Raw genomic sequence first — 19,022 nt, 5'->3', positions numbered from 1 at the left:
CCTGACCGTTTTCATGCTTCCTAAAGGATGCCGCCACTTTAATGAACATCTATTGTCAGATTGCATGATGCATCTTGAAAAACCAAGGCTTGTGATGAATCATCATTAGAACGATCTAAAATCTGTATCAACTTTGGTCCCGGAAATATGCCTACGCTGCCGACTTCGCATATGAATTTCATGTCTGTGCTTCAATCGCACCTATTCGTATTTCGGGATCTTCCCGCAAGGTTGTAGAAAATCAATAATTGTTGTTGCTGCGCTTTCTTTTGCATATTCACAATGTGCGTAATAGATGGAGGCGTTCCACTTCCAGCACGGCGCAATCGGAATTAATCTTTGAGGATCGGCTTCAGCATCAACGCAAAGTCGACACGCTCCCACTGCACACTTGATTTTATTCCATCCGCGATACACATTTCATCATCCACAATTAATAAGCGATACATCTTACCCCCCTTTCCTTTATACAGCAGGGAACTTTGTGTCAATGTACATCGGGGTCTGTTCTTCCACTCATCTTATCTAACGGTCTGTACGTTTGGATGCAAAACGGAGAATTTTAAGTATAGATCAACAAGAAAAGGTTGCTTTCTAAGTCATTACAAGGACTCAGAAAGCAACCTTTTCATTGAGTTATTCAGCTTGCCATATATCTTTCAATTTCCAATATGTCAGCCCATTTACTAGTGCCTCTCCACCCTCTGTTATGATTTCTATGCCTAGCAATTTCTCACTCGGATAGATGCGACTTGTCATCGTAGCTTGCCCTTCATTCGCAAACATTTCAATGGATGAGCGATCCAGATATACGTGCAATGTCAGCTGTCCCTCAGCATTGAAGGCTGTTTGACGTACTCCATCCGTCTTTTTGCCTGATTTAGAACAATCAAGCATAAGTTTCTGACCCGGGATAGAATAAGTGATAACTGTTTCCTCCTCACCTGTTCCGCGAAGCTTCAAGCCTACCAGGTCTGCACTTGACTTCGTCAGGTCGAACACGACCTTCACTTCAAGCAGATCCGCTTCAACTTCCGTCAAGTAACTTCCAGAAATAGCGCCATATTGATACAAAACATGTTTACTTTGACGAAGTAACTTCATTTCTTCAACTGGAGTCATCAGTACTTTATTATTGTCACCCAACGTAATTACACGTGGGATCGTCATTGCTCCACACCAGCCGTCTGCTTTCGTCGGCATATCCGCTTCCCACATATCCATCCAACCAATCGCAATGCGGCGACCTTGATCATCTAGAAAAGTTTGAACCGCATAGAAGTCATGACCATTATCCAACTCGATGAACTCTCCATGCTTATATTCATTACTATCATAATTATATTCGCCAACATAATATCCTGTCTGGAACAAGTTATTGTACTTATCTCCTTGCGCATCAATACCTTGTGGGGAGAACATAAATATATGCTTACCGTTCAGTTCAAAGAAATCAGGGCACTCCCACATGAAGCCCATATTCTTATCTCCCTGCAGAAGCACACCATGATAGGTCCAGGTTCTAAGATCAGGAGATGTATATAGAATAACACGCGGCAGATCTTCTTTCGAGCTGTTACCTAGGATCATGTACCATGTATCCTCATGCTTCCATACCTTCGGATCACGGAAATGCTGCGAGCTATCTGTCGGAGGTTCAGCGATTACAGGATTCTGCCTTAGTTTTGTAAAATGAATGCCATCTGTGCTTACTGCCACATTTTGATTTTGGAAAAAGATATTGTTTGGTTGATCAATATAGTGATGGCCAGTATAGATCAATGTCAGTTCGCCGTTATTATCTACTGCGCTTCCTGAGAAGCAACCATCAAGGTCACACGCATCTCCAGGCGTTAATGCAATCGGACAATGCTCCCAATGTACAAGGTCTTTACTCTTCACGTGGCCCCAATGCATTGGGCCCCAGTTCTCATCATAAGGATGATGCTGATAGAAGGCGTGATATTCACCTTTGAATTGAATTAATCCATTTGGGTCGTTAATCCAGTTTGCTGGTGCCATAATATGATAACCTAATCGGTACCGCTTGTTCATTTTCGCTTCTGCCTGTTTCAATGCTTCCTCAGCTTGCTTCGTATTGTTATTATATGTGTTCATCTTTCTTCCTCCTATGCTGTTTCAATATGCTTGTTAGGCTTGGGATTCAGCCTTTTCGGTTCTTTCTTTAAGGTAAAGATTGAGATTGTTGTAAAGGCAAATACGAAAACACCCATAATCACGTACGTATTTGCAAAGCCTCTAATGTCATAAGACATACCGGCGATTGGCGAGAAGATCGAAGCTCCTACCTGACTCGTAAACTGGTATCCCACCAGATACAAGATCGAAGACAGACGCGTATCGAAATTTGCAGCCAAGTACTTAAATACAGAAATCAGCATGATTGGCAGTTCCAATGCGTGAATCAATTTCATAGCTGAGATTCCATAAGGTCCAATAACTAAGCCTGAACCCATGATCCGGAACGCCATCAAAAACCCTGCCAATATCAGACCCTTTTTTGCTCCAATTTTGTTGACAATGAAAGGCGCTAGGAACATCATGCCTGCTTCCAAGAACACTTGTAGGGAATTTAAGTAACCGTAAACTTGATTGCCTAATGCAACCGTTGAGAACGTCGATGAAAAGTAATTCGGGAACTGCTGGTCATACACATTGTAAATACAGGTAACACCAAGAACATATAAAATGAAGAACCACAAATGCTTATTTGCAAACAAATGGCCGATTTGCTTAAAGTTAACGGATTCTGCTCGCTCCATCTCGGAATCTGTCATTTCAACTTTAATAGTCATCATAGTGATAAACAGAATGACAGCAGATACGGATGCAATCCAGAAGTTAATGTTAGGGTTGATATTAAAGAGCTGACCAGCGAAAAACGTTGCTGCTGCCCAACCTAGCGAGCCCCACATACGAGATTTTCCGTATTCAAAGTCATATTTTCGGCTGACTTTCTCGACATAAGATTCGATGGCTCCGATCCCTGCCAAAAAAGAAATACCCAAGTATAATCCACCTACAATGGCGCCGAGGAATACATTGTATTGAAGTAACGGCCCATAGATAAAGATATAGAAAGGACCAACAAATAAGAGCAAAGAACTGATTAGAAATAAAATATGCTTCTTTAATCCGATTTTATCAGATATATAGCCATAAAGCGGTTGCATACATAGCGCAAAGATAGCGTTTACAGTAAAGATAACACCTGTTTCAGCACCATTCAGACTGATTTCTTGCCCTAGCCAGATGGAGAACAATGAATAACTTGCTGACCAAGTAAAGAAGAAAAAGAAGAAATAGGCACTTAGTTTCCAGTACATGCTCTTTGACTTTCTCATATCGAACGCTCCTCTAAGTTGAACATTTAATGTAAATGAAAGCACTTCCGTATTTACAGATCGATTATATGTCAACCGCTTTCATATGTCAACCGCTTGACATATTTCCGAAAGAAAAAGAGCTCTCCTCTTTGATTTCAATTACTCTAATAAGGATAGCTCCACCTTATATCACAATGCTGAGAACTATGGAAATTGTATTAAGCTGTACTAGCTTCAATCAGTTTCACTGGTAGATAGGTTTCTCGCGGGACATCACTGAATCCACCTTCAATTTCTTTAATAAGTAACTCTATGGAAGATCTCGCGATCTCCTGTATTGGTTGCTGAATTGTCGTTAATTCAGGGAGAAGATTGCGGGTTGTTTCTGTTCCGTCATATCCAATTACGCGAATATCTTCAGGAACACGTTTTCCTCTTCTTCTTGCTTTAGCAATAAAAGACGCAGCCACCAAGTCATTACTCGCAAACAATCCATCTACTTCAGGATGTTCATCGAGCAAGCGTTTAATCGGTTCATCGTGATTCTGTTGGTGGAAGGGATCATGTACTTCATAGGTAATTGCCTTTCGACCATACTGCTCCATCACATCTTCATATGCTTTTCTTCTTAAGCTTGCCGGTGTCTCTAATTCAACAGGGCCATTTATGTGTAAGATATGCTTGCACCCCTTTTCAATAAGCAGTTCTGACGCCAGCTTTCCACCCATATAATTATCCGATCCTACAACTGGGATTGAATCGGATAGGAAGCGATCGATCGCAATGACGGCAATATTCTTCTGTTCATAATTTACGATACCTCGGTTGTGTGTACCAACGATAATACCGTCAACTTGATTTCGCATAAGCATATCCACATAAGATTCTTCTTTATCCAACTGATTCAAACTGTTACAAAGCAATAACTTATAGCCTAATGACGCACAAATATTCTCTATATGAAAAGTCAGCTCTCCGAAAAATGGGTTGCTTGTAGTTGGAATGATTAATCCAATCAGATTTGTTCGTTTACTAAATAATGACCGAGCCACATCATTTGGTAAATAATTCAGTTCCTGCATCGCTTTATGAACTTGATCCTTCGTTTCTTGACTGATATAGCCACGATTATTAAGTACGCGAGAAACCGTAGTCGGTGAAACTCCAGCTAATTGTGCAACATCGTTAAGTTTTGGTTTCATTGATTCTCCCTGCCTTCTCTCCATGCCATATCTCTAATTATTTTTTTCATTTTAACATGGTTAAATGGGAAAAAACATGCTGGAGCAATCTTATGGGTTATTCTTCAGATTTGTCCCCCTATAAGAATCTCTTTGGCGACAGAAGAACGAATAGGATAATACGTAAATATATTGTTAGCTGATGTTTCGTACATCATGCTCTTCATATGTTACAACAACCTTCTAAATTTCTTCTCTGTCCCTCTTAGTGAATTGAGGTTTCAGAAATTTGAGAAGTGTACATGGATCGGCTACACTTAGTTGGACAGAAAAAATAAGGGCTTGTAGAATAAACCTATCAAGTGAAGGGGTTGCTTTGTATGGCACTGACGACTACGCATCATACTCACAGTATTTTGCCAACCCTACGCATAATATCTCAGTACGGGGGGCTTCAAGCAATGCTCGTACGGCCAAAGTGGACTTGGTTATTGGAGGAGCAACTGTAGGTTCCTTTTATTTCACGAGCAAAACGCCGACTGTCCAAACCTTGTCCAACATTACTCACGCTACCGGAGATCAGGAGGTCAAACTCACCTTGACGAGCGATGACGGAACCTGGGATGCTTACGTGGATTTCATTGAATTTTCATTGTAATCGCTCGTAAAAACAGTAGTTGTCTTAGTCCTATTGTTGACTAGATTGAGACTGTCTGGATACTTCATCCTCAGTGACTTGCAAGTGCAGCCTATGGAAAACACCCTCTGGTGCTCGGGATTTGCTATGGAAGCTCCCAGCAGTAATCTCGAGCATACTTTTATCTTAATGGGTCCCTTCATATATAGCTCTGCACTTCTTCGGAGAACAGGATCACGATACTACAACGATCAAGAGGTAAGAATATGTTGAAAAAAGTAGGCTCACTCTTAGTAGTACTTCCACTGCTTATGACAATGCTCTCTATGGACAGCATATCGTCCGTTTCCACATTCAACAATCCTTTTATCTATGCCGATGTTCCCATTTTGAAATCCTTCGATCTCGTGAACTGGGAGATTGTAAACCATGTTTATGACACCTATGCAAACGATGACTCCCACAACCGGATCATACGTCTTTTTATAAGACGAGAAATCTCCTTTTCATTTACCCGTAGCTTCAAAAGTTACTTGTGACTAATTGCTGGATAATCAATATATATTGATTCCTTTAAAATCATAATTATTTGAAACTTCTGATAATTGCGTCTCAAGATCCATTATATTGTTTATACCTTTTTGGAGTTGGTACTGGTGGTTCATAACCTTCTCAAGGATAGAGACTATCAGATGCTTAGTGAATGAAAAAAATGATTTAGATGTTCGGCAAACAATTTAGGATTTTCCATAGCGGCGAAATGACCGCCTTTATTCGCTTTCTCCCAGTACGTAATATTATAGACGCGTTCTACCCAGCTTCGGGGAGGCGTGGGCAGCTCCTTGGGAAACAAGGAAACCCCCGTTGGAACAGTAACACGCTGACCTTCGGTGAAATGCAGTGGCATTTTGGTACCTTCAGTATATATTCGTATGGAAGAGGCAATCGAATTGGTAAACCAATAAATCGATATGTTGGTGAGGATATGATCAAGTGAAAAAGACCTTTCCATATCTCCGTCACAGTCACTCCAACCTTGAAATTTTTCTACCATCCAGCTGGCAAGACCGGTTGGGGAATCACTTAGTGCAAAAGCCAGTGTTTCCGGCTTCGTTCTATGAAGGGCGCTATAAGCACCTTCTCGCTCCAACCACTCAGCTACGATGTCAAAGTAAGCTTGCTCTTCTTCGCTAACAGATGGTGTATTCGGAGTGAGGGGTGGCTTGTAGCTTCCAGGAATATAATTGAGATGAAGTCCCCTTACCCGTTCGGGGTACATGAATGCTAACCATGTTGAAACCCCTGCTCCAATATCCCCTCCCTGAACCAAATACCTTTCGTAACCCAAACGACCCATAAGTTTTGCCCAAAGCGTGGCTACGTATTTGGACCCCACTCCTGGTCGTGTGGGTTTACTCGAAAATGCAAAGCCTGGCAATGAGGGAATAATCACGTCAAAAGCCTCTTCAGCATGTCCACCATATAGCGACGGAGTTGTTAGATAAGGGATTAGTTCTAACATCTCTACAAATGATCCTGGCCATCCATGAGTCAACAACAGTGGTTGTGTGGATGTGCCTTCACCCCGGACGTGCACAAAGTGTATATCGAAGCCATCCACATGTTCCATAAACTGCGGGAAACGGTTTAACCATGCTTCCTGTTCACGCCAGTTGTATTCCGTGCCCCAATAATCAACTAATTTCTTCAAAAAGGAATAGTCTGTCCCCAGAGCCCATGGTTCTATAGAGAAACTTGAAGACCATCGAACCTGTTTTAGTCTGATAGATAGATCGTGCAATTGTTGCTCTGGAATTGAAATTTTGAACGGTTCCATTCATTGTTTCCTCCCTTGTAGATTATTTACGATCAGAAGGATTCTATTGTATGATGGATCTGTTCATTAATAAAATTGAAATATTCAAAATCATTATCATTTTTATCGATAGAAATTAAACCTAAAGAGAACACCGATGGAAATTAGACACCTTATTACATTTCAGACGATTATCGAAATCGGAAGTTATACGGGGGCTGCATCGCAATTGGGATACACTCAGTCCACGATCACTGCCCATATACAGTCGCTTGAAGAAGAGATTGGCGGGGAGCTTTTCACTTACGAAAGAAGGCATTTGAAACTTACTCCATTAGGGAGAGAATTAATACCTCTGGCAGAAGATCTACTGGCTACTCATGACCAGATTAGAAATATACGAAGTAACCAGGAAGTTAAAGGTGTTGTTAAGGTGGCTGCACCAGAGTCTTTAACGATTTCTAGATTAAGTCCGATTATAAGGGAATTCTCTTTGAAATATCCTCATGTCAAATTCATCCTTACCAACGGTACATGTGAACAAAACCAGGTTGACTTAATCAGTGGACGCGTAGATGTGGCTTTGATGGTCTACCCTGAAATACATCCGGAAAAATGCATCCATTATTCTTTGACCCAGGAGAACATTGTCCTGGTGTGCAGCAATGACGGCCCAGACCATTTCGATGAATATAAGAGAGAGAACACCAACCATTTTTTTATTACGAATGAAGAAGGCTGTAGTTATCGGACCATGTTTGAAAGATATCTTGTAAAGCATGATATTCATCCATTTCAAACCATGGAGTTATGGAGTATAGAGGCGATTAAACAAACCGTTATGAGTGGGCTTGGATTTTCTTTTTTGCCTTATATTACAGTTAAAGAAGACGTGGATAGAGGAAAACTTAAAATTGTAAGTCATTCCGAAAAGTTCGATCCGATATACTCCCATATGCTGATTAAAAAGAAAAAGTGGCTATCTCCAACAGTGAAAGCTTTCTCTGAACTTGTTATAAAGTCGATACGTGAAACGGATAACGGGATCGAAAGATCAAGATGATCACCATTTGTTGGATAATTGGTATTATCTACTCGAATCATAATATTCTTTTTGCCTTTGGCTGCATGAAATATCGTTTTAGGTAATAAAATGACATCTGAGTAATGGTATTCGGAGGACATTAAAAAGACGGCCTTCATGCTGGATCCTTCAAAAGAGGCCCTTTTTTTTGCGTGTAACATCACTGGTCCCTTTTCTCCAAACTCCGATCCAGGCAAACCAACCCAATTGACTAGCATTTTGTCTACAACATTGATTTGCATCGGCAGCGTGAAAAGATGGAGCATTGGCAGTGCAAGTGTATCCCACTCACTCCCCCCCCACAGCTATAAGAGAAGCCACTCTTGGTTTAAAGCTTCGTTCATCTGGGCCTTTACCCGTAGTTATTCCTCTTTCTTCGCGTTGCTTCTTGGCAATCATTCGGAAGGCAATGTCATGGGAGGGGCCCATCCGGTCATTCAGAGTCTTCAACAGTCCACTCGGACTCTTCTCATAAATGGCTGAGCTCAAAATTAACCCGTCGCATTCCATTATTTTTTCTTCAATAAATCCAAAATCATCGTTCTTTATCACACAATCTCCTGAGCCACACTTTTCAAGCAAGCTCACTACACAAGCATTACAACCAGTGCAAGGTTTAATTTGCAGGTCATTAAGACGTATAAGCTCTACCTCAGCACCTATCTCTTCAGCACCCATCAGAGCTTCCTTGACAAGGATTTCTGAATTACTCATTCTTCTACCGCAACTGATCCCTAAAATTTTCATTAATGTCCTCCTGCAGTTTATAGTTGTTAGGCATAGATTCTGAAGCAGATCCATGCGAGAGTTTCAGCTTTTCCCACTGATTTCGCATAAATTACTTCCGGATAGCCGTTGGATCGTATATCAAGGACGTATTGTATTTCTCATTTCCCTTGTTGATTCATCCTGTAAAATCATTGCTGAAGACAAACGAATTCTGGAATTTCTCCAAGTAAACGGATTAACTGCTTCGCTAAGTGACTGCTTTAGTCATTTAACTTTTTTGCGAAAATATTATAAGCAATGCCTAACCGCCATTGAGATTGGTTTCCAACTTAATTCTAACAAGCCAGTGTATATGTATGAGGACTATCTCTGCGAGCATATTGGAAAGATCATATCGGAACAGAACGATCTCGCTGACTTCTGCCATCCGGTTATCCAAAAGTTAATTGCTTATGACAATGCCCACAAAACAAGTTTGCTGCCCACCCTTGAAGCCTATCTTGAATATGTGGATACTCCAAATATTGCTGCTAAAACACTTTTTATTCATAGAAATACTTTGTTCTATCGAATCAACAGGATACGTGAGCTTTTTGAGATTGATCTAAGCGATGGTGATATTCGCCTGAAACTTCAATTGACTCTTCATTTTCTAAAACTGAAAACACAACGCGGCGATCCTAAAGATCAGAGTATAGAAGGGTAAAGAAATGCAAAAAAACATGCAGACAAAATTTCTTATCGATACTTTGTCTGCATTCTGGTCTTTTCTATCTATTTTCTTTAATTTTTCCAATTCCATCATTATTCAGCTTACCAGCTTTAGGCCAACTGCTGAACCGAGTACCATCGCGATGAACAGAATTCTCGCGGTATTACGCGGTTCACTGTAAAAGATCATGCCCAATATGGCTCCGCCAGAAGCTCCAATACCGGTCCAGACAGCGTAGGCCGTTCCCATTGGTAGTGTTTCCATGGCCAGGGATAGAAACAAGAAGCTCAATCCAAAGCCTGCAAGCAAGTAAAAAGCAGACAGGAAATTCCGGTCTTTATGGAGCTTATTAATCATGAGAACTCCCATCATCTCAAATACGCCTGCCAAAATAAGAAATACCCAGTTCATACGTTAGTGCACCTCTTTTCCTTGTTTCTTCTCTTTGCTCTGTATTTTGAGCCCTACAACTCCGAGCAGAAGCACCCCAATTAGCAACAATTTAGATCCCTGTACCTCAGCACCAAACAACAAAATTTCTGCTAATACAGTGCCGGCCGTTCCCAACCCGACAAATACTGCATACACCGTACCTACCGGAAGCGTACGGGAAGCCATAATCATGAGTATGAAACTTACTAAAATGGCAACTAAAGTGCCCCCCCACTCTAACCAGCCGCTGGCATGTTTCAGGCCGATGACCCATCCAACTTCGAATAATGCCGCAACTACAACAGATAACCATGTCTTGTTCATTCTGTGCTTCCTCCTTTTTGATAATGCTGCAAATGTAGTATGGATTTATAGCAGCAATAAAAAAAGCCTGAGAGAATACTGCATACAGCAGTTTTTCTCCCAGGCTTTTATCCCTCCGTGGCACAGTACAACGACTGTGAGTTTTCTCTCGGACCAGCCGATATTACATCGCGGAACCCTAGAAAACATTTTTGAATTCAATTTTAGTTAACATTATACACAGTAGTGAATCAATTACAATATAAAAAATAATAAGAATTCGTATATCATCCTAAACTTATATCATTGTTTTGGTCATTATGAAATCAATTTGTTCTTCATCACCCATATAAAAAGTGTGTACGCCAGTTTGAACAAACCCCATTTTCTTATAAAAAGCAATGGCGTTTTCATTTTTTTCCCATACACCGAGCCAGATTTTCTTTTTATTATGTTCCATCGCAATTTCCATAGCTTTATTTAGCAGATATTTACCAAGCCCATGTTTTTGAGATTTGTTTTTTATATAAATTCTCTCAATTTCGAGCGACTCATCACCCATTTTTTCGGATTGAGCATCATTCATATTTACCTTTAAGTATCCAGCAAGTTCTTCATTAAAATAGATGAGAAAGATTCCTGAAGAGACGTTGGACAATTCCTCCTCCAACTGCTTAAAGTTAAATGCTCTTTCCAGATAGGTTTTCATATTCTCAGGTGAATTCTGATCTTTAAAAGTATCGTTGAATGTTTCAATACTTATTTCCTGGAGTATTTGTAAATCTTCACGGCTGCACTTTATTATTTTTACAGTCACTTAATGTATCGCTCCTTCATGAAAATCAATAATTTCTCTTGTTCCCCTTTTTTACAAATTCCCAGTCTTCCCCTATATTTTCTCTCACTCTTTGAAGAAGATTGAAAATGGTTTCTATCTCTCTTTCCGAAAATCCCTCCAATGCAACGTTATTGGAATAATCATTTTCTCTTTTTATAAAAGGATAAACATTGTTCCCTTTCTCTGTTGGAAAGAGTTTTTTAATTTTTTGGTTATGGTTATCTTTTTTCTTTTCAATAAATCCATTAATTACAAGTTTTTTTATAGCACGAGATGCAGTTGTTCGATCTACTTTTATCATCTCAGCTAACTTTTCTTGAATGATTCCTGGGTTTTCACATATTCGCACAAGGTACAAATACTGCCCTTTTGTAAGGTCATATTCTTTAAATTCTATATTACTTATAGAATCTAATGCCCTTGCGATCATTCCAATTTCACGAAGTACTTCCTTCATAGTTAACTCCTTCGCACCTATTTTATTGCAAATGCAATAAAAATGATATATATTGAATTTACCTTATTTTTATTGCATTTGCAACATAAAATTATACTAAAGAGGTCGAGTAAAGTGAAATATGTTTTTTTCGTATTAGGAATTTTTATATTATCCCTTGGAATTTCGTTCACTATACAATCAGACCTTGGGACTTCACCTTTTGATGCACTTTTGGTAGGACTGTCCATAAATGTGGGGCTTACTGTGGGAAGTTGGGAAATCATAATAGCTATAATATTGATATGTTGTAATTCGCTTTTAAAAAGACAAAGACCAGAAGTTTTGGGGTTGTTAACAGCATTTATAACGGGTATTGGTATTGATATGTGGCTTTTTTTATTACACAATTTGATAACACCTGAACTATGGTACAGCAAAGTTGTTTGTTTTGGAATTGGTTTAGTTGTTGTAGGATTAGGAACTGCAACATATTTACAGACAAATTTTGCACCAATTCCAGTTGACCGATTAACATTAATCATACAAGAATTAACTAAAACAAATCTATTTTTTTCGAGAACATTCATCTATCTTATATTCTTGATCATAGCATTCATTTTAAATGGACCCATTGGCATTGGAACTTTGTTAACCGTTTGTTTAGGGGGGCTAATACTCAATTACTTTATGCCACTTACTGAAAAAGTACTTGACCGCATATTAACACACTCTAATACATCACTAATTCATGAGAAAGATAAAAAGCATTCTATATAGAAAGCTTTTTATCTTTCTTGTTCAACTAACCTGATCCGTTAAAAGATGTAATATCATAACGTTGATTTCGATACAGAAATGTACTTTGTACTTAAGTTTGTCTAGAAGAATTGGTACTGTTATTTGTCTCACAATTGGTACTTTAATTGTGTCTAATTCATTTTTATAATGTGTTTGTATTTTGAAGGTCAATTAATAAAGGAGTGTAGTTTTATGTTCCGTGGATTATCTGCTTTTCCACTCACCCCAGTTAACGAGACAGGTATTAACGAAAAAGCATTTGTGACACTAATTCAACGATTAGTTGCAGCTGGTGTAGACTCAATTGGTGCATTGGGTTCAACTGGAAATTATGCATATCTTAATCGAGAAGAACGTTTACGTGTTCTTCGACTTGCTGTCCATTCATCTGAGGGGATTCCCGTAATGACAAGTATAAGTGCGATTCGTACTTCTGAAGTACTTCGATTAGCGGAAGATGCACAAAGAGCAGGAGCAAGCGCAGTGTTGCTAGCCCCTATCTCCTATCAAACACTAACGAATGAAGAAGTATTTTTACTCTATGAACAGGTGACCAGTTCACTCTCCATTCCACTTTGTGTATATGATAATCCGAGTACCTCGCATTTTCATTTCAGTGATGAGTTGCACGGTCGGATTGCTGAGCTGCCTAACGTTCGTTCTATCAAGATTCCTGGAGTGCCTTCTGATGCTGAAGCAGCCAAGGCACGCATTAGAAAACTGCGAACAGCCATTCCTCCCCATGTAACTATAGGAGTAAGTGGAGATTCATTTGCAGTCACTGGCTTGAATGCAGGCTGTGAAGCATGGTACTCGGTTTTCGGTGGTTTGTTTCCAAAGGCGTGCCTAAAAATGACCCGTTTGGCCCAGGACGGTTTTGCTGAAGAAGCGAAACAACTCTCGGCGCTACTTGAACCGATTTGGACGTTATTTCATCTATATGGTAGCCTTCGTGTTGTTTCAGCAGCAGCAGAAATAATTGGCTTGACTTCAAGTCCCAGTCTTCCTTTACCCTTACAACCATTGAATCAATCAGCTAGAGAACACTTGGAATTCATACTAAAGGATCTTCAGTCTACAGAAACATTCTGTTGGCCATTCGGCTAATACCTTTTCGAAGAGAAGACTACTAAGCACGTTTGCTGTAAAATTTTTCGTTATGAGTGTTGGAGGAACAACAGATGTGGTTCACATTTGCAATTGGTGCTGAACGTGTTCCAGAGGCTTTGAATTACATTGCCCTAGAAGCAGACTCATTACCTCTCGAAGTCGATAAGGCTATTTCGAGACCTTATTGTCCAATACTTTGCTGAACTACCCAAGCATTCGTAATATCTTAATCCTTTTCTTCGTTAACAACAGAACTATCTACTAAAAAAAGCCAGCTATAATAGCTATAGCTGGCTGTTATACGTTTTTTCAATTTACTTCCAAGATCAAATCCATGCTGTCCTGTGTTAAACCAAATTTGAAGATGAAACGCTAGATTTTGCAGGAATCACATGTAATAACTGTTTTGAATTTGGATCCTCCAGATTCACATGCACTTGATCATAATTAAATGAATTCGTAACAATAACCATTACCGTAGGATCATAACCCGCAGCCTTAATTTGCTCCAAGTCAAACTCAACTAATTTGTCATCAATGCGAATTCTGTCATTTTCCTCAACCAATGGTTTAAAGTGTTGTCCCTTTAATTTCACAGTATTAATACCGATATGAATCAAAAGTTCTATACCGGAATCAGATACAATGCCAATCGCATGCCCGGTTTTGTACACGCTGCTTACCGTTCCGTTTACCGGAGCTGTAACAATTCCGCTAACTGGAACAATCCCTGCTCCTTTACCCATCGCTTGAGAAGCAAACACCTCATCGCTTACACTGCTTAAAGGAACAATTTGGCCATTCACAGGTACCACAACCTCGTTTGGATTCGCTTGATCACTCAAATTCGTCACACTCTTATTCGAAACACCGAAGAAATAAGTTAAAATGACGGCTCCAAAGAATGCAATAATCAATCCGATGACTTCTCCAATGAAACCTTGGCCTAAATAAGTTGGAATAGCCAACAAGCTAGGAAATGTAAATGTGGATGCATGTACTTCAAATGATCCAATGACAGCGCCCCCAATACCAGCAGCGATCATTGCACAGTAGAATGGACGCTTTAATTTAAGGGTTACGCCGTAAATTGCCGGTTCAGTGATACCAAAAATGGCTGTGATTGCTGCAGAACCCGATAGGCCTTTGATTTTGACATCCTTGGTTTTCAAAAATACGCCTAGAGCAGCACCTGCTTGAGAAAGTACGGCTGCACATACAATTGGCAACCATTGGTCGTATCCTTGATTAGCGACATTGTTTATCATCAGCGTAATCAGCGCCCAATGGACTCCAAAAATGACAATCGACTGATGGAACGCTCCTAAAACCAACCCAGCAAGTAATGGGGAGAAACCAAAGATTGCCAACAATACCATGGCGAACAGGTCACTAATCTTTGTGCCTACAGGGCCGATAACAGCCAAAGTTAGAGGCAACATGATCACTAGAGAAACCAGAGGGGTTAGCATATTACGAATTGATTCCGGAAAGAATTTGTTCAACAAAGGTTCTAAGTAAGAGAGGCCCCAAATCGACAACAGAATGGGAAACACAGACGCCGTATACGTAATTGGTATGATCGGTATGCCAAAGAAATCAATCGTTTGTGAATTGGATACGATCTCTACTAAAGACGGATGAATGAGTGCACCAGCTAACGAAACGGCTACGAATGGGTTGACTTTCAGCTTCTTGGCCGCAGTAAATGCCAAGAAAATCGGCAAAAAATAGAAAATGGCATCACTTGCTGCATTCCATATTTTATACGCACCACTGTCGGTCGATATCCAGTTCATTGTTGTAAATAAAGCTAGAATGCCTTTCAAAATTCCGGATCCAGCCAAGGCTCCCAGAAATGGCGTAAATACGGCCGAAACAAAATCCATCAACTGACTGACAGGATTAAATTTCCCAGTTATTTTTTCTGAAGCGCTTTCATTGTTGCTAAAAACATGTAATGCCATTCCAGGTAATGATGTTAGTGCATCATAGACTTGAGCAACGGAATTACCAACAACCACCTGATACTGTCCGGCACTATTGACGACGGTAATGACCCCGTCTGTGTTTTCAATCTTTTTGGTATCTGCAGCACTCACATCATTTAATTTAAATCTCAACCTAGTGGCACAATGCCACACCGCATTTACATTCTCTTTTCCTCCTACGCCATCCAGAATATCCTTTGCCAATTTTTGATAACTCATAGTTGTCCCCCCTATTATAAATGCCCGAACCATTTTCCACATACCGTACTACTGAAACGATACAAAATGGTCCGGGGGTGCCTTAATCATTTAGTAATTCTCATCCTAATCGTTGGTGGTTCTATAAAGATCCTCGCCGTTTGTATCAATAACTTGCTTATACCAGTAAAAACTATCTTTATAATGGAATTGCCCATTTCCATTACCTTCATCATCATAGTCCACATAAATAAAGCCATATCTTTTGCTCATTTCAGCAGTACCTGCACTGATAATGTCGAAAGGGGCCCAGGTACAATAGGCAAAAACATCTGCCCCTTCACGTATTACCTCTTTCAGTGCTGCAATATGCTCCTGATGGTATTCGATGCGATAATCGTCATGAACTTTATTGTCCGCTGTTAAAACATCTTTAAATCCAAGACCATTTTCAGCCACCATCATGGGAACATGATACCTGTCCCAATATTTAGACATGCAGAGATATAATCCTGAAGCATTTATAGACCAGCCCCAGCGATTCGCTTTCAAATGGGGATTTTTGACGGTAGAATTAGGGTCCATCGTATTCTCACTAGCTTTAACAGTATTTGACCAGTAATAAGAGACTGCAAGGAAATCGGCTGTATTGTTCCGAAGCAACTCTTTCTCCGATTCCGTAATTTCCAGCTGGATGTCATGGTCTTCGAAATACGTCAATGCATATTCTGGATACTCCCCTCGAATCAGAACATCGCTGTAGAAATATTGCATTCGATTCCGTCTGAAATTCAGTTCGACATCTGCAGGTTCACATGAATAAGGGGCGGTTAATGTATCGGCCAACATCATTCCCATTTGAAGGGATGGATTTAGCTTGTGGCCAAACTCAGTAATCTTTGCAGAAGCAACGAATTGGTGATGAACCGCTTGAAACTGAGACTGCTCGTAATGATCAACTTTATCTTTCAGTATGCCAAGGGAGGCAAATGCCTCTTTGTGGACAAGGTTAATTTGATTGATAATGATCCAATATTTAACGGTTTGATGATATCTTCGCAGGACGGTTTGCCCATACTTCACGAAGAAATCAATCAGTTTCGGGTTTGTCCAACCGCCATATTGCTCAACCAAATTTAAAGGCATTTCATAATGGAAAATCGTGACGATCGGCTCAATATTTTTTTCTTTCATGTACTCAAATAATCGATCATAGAAGGCCAAACCCTGCTCGTTTGGAACAGTTTCATCTCCATTCGGAAAAATCCTGCTCCAAGAAATAGACAACCGCAATGTTTTTACATGCATGTCTGCTAACGCATCGATATACTCACGGTATCGTTCGTAGAAATGTACTCCTTGGCGCTTAGGGAAATAATATGTCCCATGTTTGTATTTTTCGTATGTTTCTGAATCCATGTTATTAAAATGTAGATCAATAGGATCAGCTCCTGGAATAAACGGCTGAATATCAGCGGTACTTAACCCTCTTCCATCCCTGCGATGTGCACCTTCTACTTGATTAGCAGCAATAGCTCCTCCCCACAGAAAGTCTTTTCTTATTTTGCTCATGTATGTTTCCCCCAAATGTATTTAAAATTTTTGTACGATAAAGACTCCTGCAATAACCAAAAGAGCTCCCAATAATCGAGGAATATTCAAAGTGTGCATACTAGCACCAATTAATCCAAAATGATCAATGATCACCGACACGATTATTTGTCCAGCTAAAACGTATCCAACCGTAGCTGCTACTCCTATTCTGGGCATGAGAATGGTTGTCGCCAATACATAGAAAGCACCCAGTAGTCCTCCTGTCCACATCCACCAGGGAGCTTCAAACCATTCTTTTTTGAACAACGATCCTTTTACAAAAAAAGATATGATTATTAATGAGATGGCACCTACTGTAAAAGAAATGGCCGAAGCAACAATAGGTGATCCCACCACCGTCCTTAGCTGCGCATTAACACTAAATTGTGTAGGCAAGGCCATTCCTGCCAATAATGCGAAAATTATGAATATGATAGCCATGTATTTTCCCCTTTCTCTTACTTTGATCAATTAGCCAATCGGAAATTGAACGAAGTGCTTCAATAAATCGTTTATCCGATTTTAGAACCACGAGAAAAGAAAATACCAAAAGAACGGTTTCAAGTGTGTCCATTGCAAAAGTAATCCCGCCTCACAGTATTATCCCCTCTCAAATTCTGAAGATTGAATATCCCTACAGGTGAGTCAATAATATAACTTAAATATGGGAATACTAGATTGGTCACCTTCTCAATTTATCGATTAATCATTGACAACCCGAGTATAATTCACGCAGTATAATAAGTAAAATTAATAATAAGTATAGGAGGCATACTAAATACTTATATGGATATTAATTATGAACTCTATAAGATCTTCTATATCACAGTAAAAGCTGGAAGTATGTCTAATGCGGCAAAGGAACTGTTTACATCACAATCGGCAGTTAGTCAGTCCATAAAACTACTTGAAAATAAGCTAGGTGGACAATTGTTCCATAGAAGAGCACAAGGAGTGTCCCTTACTACGGAAGGAGAGATATTATTTCAATATGTAGAACAAAGCTATGAGTTATTACAGGCGGCTGAAAGAAAATTTTTGGAATTAAGGAATTTAGATGCTGGCCAACTAAGAATAGCCGTAAGCACAACAGCTTGTAGTAACTTCTTGATGCAATACCTAGAGACATTCTCCTTGGCTTACCCTAATATCGAGATTTATATCAAAGATCAATCTACTCATTCTACAATTAAGCAGCTAGAGTCAGGCGAAGTTGACATAGGAATCATCAATCTGAACGGAAGCAGAGATTCTCTGACGGTGATTGGAAAAATAGAAATACAAGATTGTTTTGTAGTAGGTGAGAGATTTAAAGAAATATGTGATAAACCAATATTCTTAAAAGAACTAGTAGTAAATTACCCGATCATTCTCATGCAGAAAGGACTTAATACAAGAAAATATATTGACAACTTTTTCACTTCATATGGCTTAAAAGTAATACCTAAAGTAGAATTGAGTACCATGGAACTGTTAATTGAATTTGCTAAAAAAGGTTTGGGCATATCGTGTGTAATCGAGGATTTTGTTCGCAGCGATTTGGATCAACAACAGCTATTCATAGTGCCCATCCAAGAAATCATACCTAAAAGATTTTTAAGTATTGCTATCAAAAAAGACCTGCCCCTTTCTTCAGCAGCTCAGAAGTTTATTGAGCTTTTTCAAAGCTGCACAGTATAAATTTATAAATTGGGTTATTTATTAAAGAATTGTCTAAAAAAAAGCTCACTAAGGGCTTCTTATTTGACAATCAACGAACCTCGCTTCAACCGCTCCAGAATAAGGTCGTCTGCTCCTGCGACAACTGGATGGTC

The 19,022-nt window shown here is 39.6% G+C and carries 17 protein-coding genes, 1 pseudogene and 1 riboswitch; of the genes and pseudogenes, 6 read left to right on the top strand and 12 right to left on the bottom strand.

Annotated elements, in window-relative coordinates:
- Window positions 1-636: 636 nt before the first annotated feature.
- From C1T21_RS12835 to C1T21_RS12825, 3 genes are all read right to left on the bottom strand, one after another.
- A complete protein-coding gene (locus C1T21_RS12835) occupies window positions 637-2,118 on the bottom strand; it encodes a glycoside hydrolase family 32 protein (protein WP_103048542.1) in 1,482 nt (493 codons plus the stop codon).
- 11 nt (window positions 2,119-2,129) lie between these two features.
- Window positions 2,130-3,365 carry an MFS transporter gene (locus C1T21_RS12830; protein ID WP_103048541.1) on the bottom strand — a complete coding sequence of 412 codons (1,236 nt, stop codon included), beginning with the start codon at window positions 3,363-3,365 and terminating at the stop codon, window positions 2,130-2,132.
- Between the two features lie 200 nt (window positions 3,366-3,565).
- The gene (locus C1T21_RS12825; RefSeq protein WP_023988754.1) at window positions 3,566-4,549 is read right to left on the bottom strand and encodes a LacI family DNA-binding transcriptional regulator; all 984 of its coding nucleotides are present in this window, start codon (window positions 4,547-4,549) and stop codon (window positions 3,566-3,568) included.
- A 343-nt stretch (window positions 4,550-4,892) separates the two neighbouring features.
- Here C1T21_RS12825 and C1T21_RS12820 point away from each other — a divergent pair.
- Window positions 4,893-5,186, top strand: a pseudogene (locus C1T21_RS12820) (carbohydrate-binding protein); the annotation flags it as partial.
- Between the two features lie 667 nt (window positions 5,187-5,853).
- Here C1T21_RS12820 and C1T21_RS12810 read toward each other — a convergent pair.
- Window positions 5,854-7,002, bottom strand: a complete 1,149-nt coding sequence (locus tag C1T21_RS12810) for an epoxide hydrolase family protein (protein WP_103048539.1) — start codon at window positions 7,000-7,002, stop codon at window positions 5,854-5,856.
- Window positions 7,003-7,138: 136 nt separating this feature from the next.
- On the opposite strand from C1T21_RS12810, the gene C1T21_RS12805 reads away from it, so the two are divergent.
- Complete coding sequence (locus tag C1T21_RS12805; RefSeq protein WP_103048538.1) at window positions 7,139-8,044, top strand: LysR family transcriptional regulator; 906 nt, start codon at window positions 7,139-7,141, stop codon at window positions 8,042-8,044.
- 309 nt (window positions 8,045-8,353) lie between these two features.
- Here the strand turns inward: C1T21_RS12805 and C1T21_RS12800 are convergent, their stop codons facing one another.
- Window positions 8,354-8,812, bottom strand: a complete 459-nt coding sequence (locus C1T21_RS12800; protein WP_180984585.1) for a flavodoxin family protein — start codon at window positions 8,810-8,812, stop codon at window positions 8,354-8,356.
- 52 nt (window positions 8,813-8,864) lie between these two features.
- Between C1T21_RS12800 and C1T21_RS12795 the strand changes: the two genes are divergently transcribed.
- Entirely contained in the window at window positions 8,865-9,500 is a 636-nt protein-coding gene (locus C1T21_RS12795) for a helix-turn-helix domain-containing protein (RefSeq protein ID WP_103048536.1), read from the top strand.
- A gap of 102 nt (window positions 9,501-9,602) precedes the next feature.
- Here the strand turns inward: C1T21_RS12795 and C1T21_RS12790 are convergent, their stop codons facing one another.
- The 4 genes from C1T21_RS12790 to C1T21_RS12775 form a co-directional block, all read right to left on the bottom strand.
- The gene (locus C1T21_RS12790) at window positions 9,603-9,917 is read right to left on the bottom strand and encodes a DMT family transporter (protein WP_023988641.1); all 315 of its coding nucleotides are present in this window, start codon (window positions 9,915-9,917) and stop codon (window positions 9,603-9,605) included.
- A 3-nt stretch (window positions 9,918-9,920) separates the two neighbouring features.
- The gene (locus tag C1T21_RS12785) at window positions 9,921-10,262 is read right to left on the bottom strand and encodes a DMT family transporter (protein WP_103048535.1); all 342 of its coding nucleotides are present in this window, start codon (window positions 10,260-10,262) and stop codon (window positions 9,921-9,923) included.
- A gap of 94 nt (window positions 10,263-10,356) precedes the next feature.
- Window positions 10,357-10,455: riboswitch (guanidine-I (ykkC/yxkD leader) on the bottom strand.
- Window positions 10,456-10,539: 84 nt separating this feature from the next.
- Complete coding sequence (paiA, locus tag C1T21_RS12780; protein ID WP_103048534.1) at window positions 10,540-11,058, bottom strand: spermidine/spermine N(1)-acetyltransferase; 519 nt, start codon at window positions 11,056-11,058, stop codon at window positions 10,540-10,542.
- A 25-nt stretch (window positions 11,059-11,083) separates the two neighbouring features.
- Window positions 11,084-11,536, bottom strand: coding sequence for a MarR family winged helix-turn-helix transcriptional regulator (locus C1T21_RS12775; RefSeq protein ID WP_103048533.1), 453 nt, complete (start codon window positions 11,534-11,536; stop codon window positions 11,084-11,086).
- A 114-nt stretch (window positions 11,537-11,650) separates the two neighbouring features.
- On the opposite strand from C1T21_RS12775, the gene C1T21_RS12770 reads away from it, so the two are divergent.
- Window positions 11,651-12,295, top strand: a complete 645-nt coding sequence (locus tag C1T21_RS12770) for a YczE/YyaS/YitT family protein (protein ID WP_103048532.1) — start codon at window positions 11,651-11,653, stop codon at window positions 12,293-12,295.
- 213 nt (window positions 12,296-12,508) lie between these two features.
- Entirely contained in the window at window positions 12,509-13,423 is a 915-nt protein-coding gene (locus C1T21_RS12765) for a dihydrodipicolinate synthase family protein (RefSeq protein ID WP_103048531.1), read from the top strand.
- 350 nt (window positions 13,424-13,773) lie between these two features.
- Here C1T21_RS12765 and C1T21_RS12760 read toward each other — a convergent pair whose 3' ends face one another.
- The 3 genes from C1T21_RS12760 to C1T21_RS12750 form a co-directional block, all read right to left on the bottom strand.
- On the bottom strand, window positions 13,774-15,636 hold the full coding sequence (locus C1T21_RS12760) for a beta-glucoside-specific PTS transporter subunit IIABC (RefSeq protein WP_103048530.1): 1,863 nt from the start codon (window positions 15,634-15,636) through the stop codon (window positions 13,774-13,776).
- A 105-nt stretch (window positions 15,637-15,741) separates the two neighbouring features.
- Entirely contained in the window at window positions 15,742-17,187 is a 1,446-nt protein-coding gene (locus C1T21_RS12755; protein WP_103048529.1) for a glycoside hydrolase family 1 protein, read from the bottom strand.
- A 21-nt stretch (window positions 17,188-17,208) separates the two neighbouring features.
- Complete coding sequence (locus C1T21_RS12750; RefSeq protein ID WP_023988632.1) at window positions 17,209-17,649, bottom strand: DMT family transporter; 441 nt, start codon at window positions 17,647-17,649, stop codon at window positions 17,209-17,211.
- Window positions 17,650-17,994: 345 nt separating this feature from the next.
- Between C1T21_RS12750 and C1T21_RS12745 the strand changes: the two genes are divergently transcribed.
- Window positions 17,995-18,888: a LysR family transcriptional regulator gene (locus C1T21_RS12745; protein ID WP_103048528.1), complete on the top strand. Its 894-nt coding sequence runs from the start codon at window positions 17,995-17,997 to the stop codon at window positions 18,886-18,888.
- The last annotated feature ends 134 nt before the right edge of the window (window positions 18,889-19,022 follow it).

The sequence above is a fragment of the Paenibacillus sp. F4 genome, assembly GCF_002894905.1.
Taxonomy (GTDB): Bacteria; Bacillota; Bacilli; order Paenibacillales; family Paenibacillaceae; genus Paenibacillus; species Paenibacillus polymyxa_B.
This window is presented reverse-complemented; position numbering and strand designations above follow the sequence as displayed.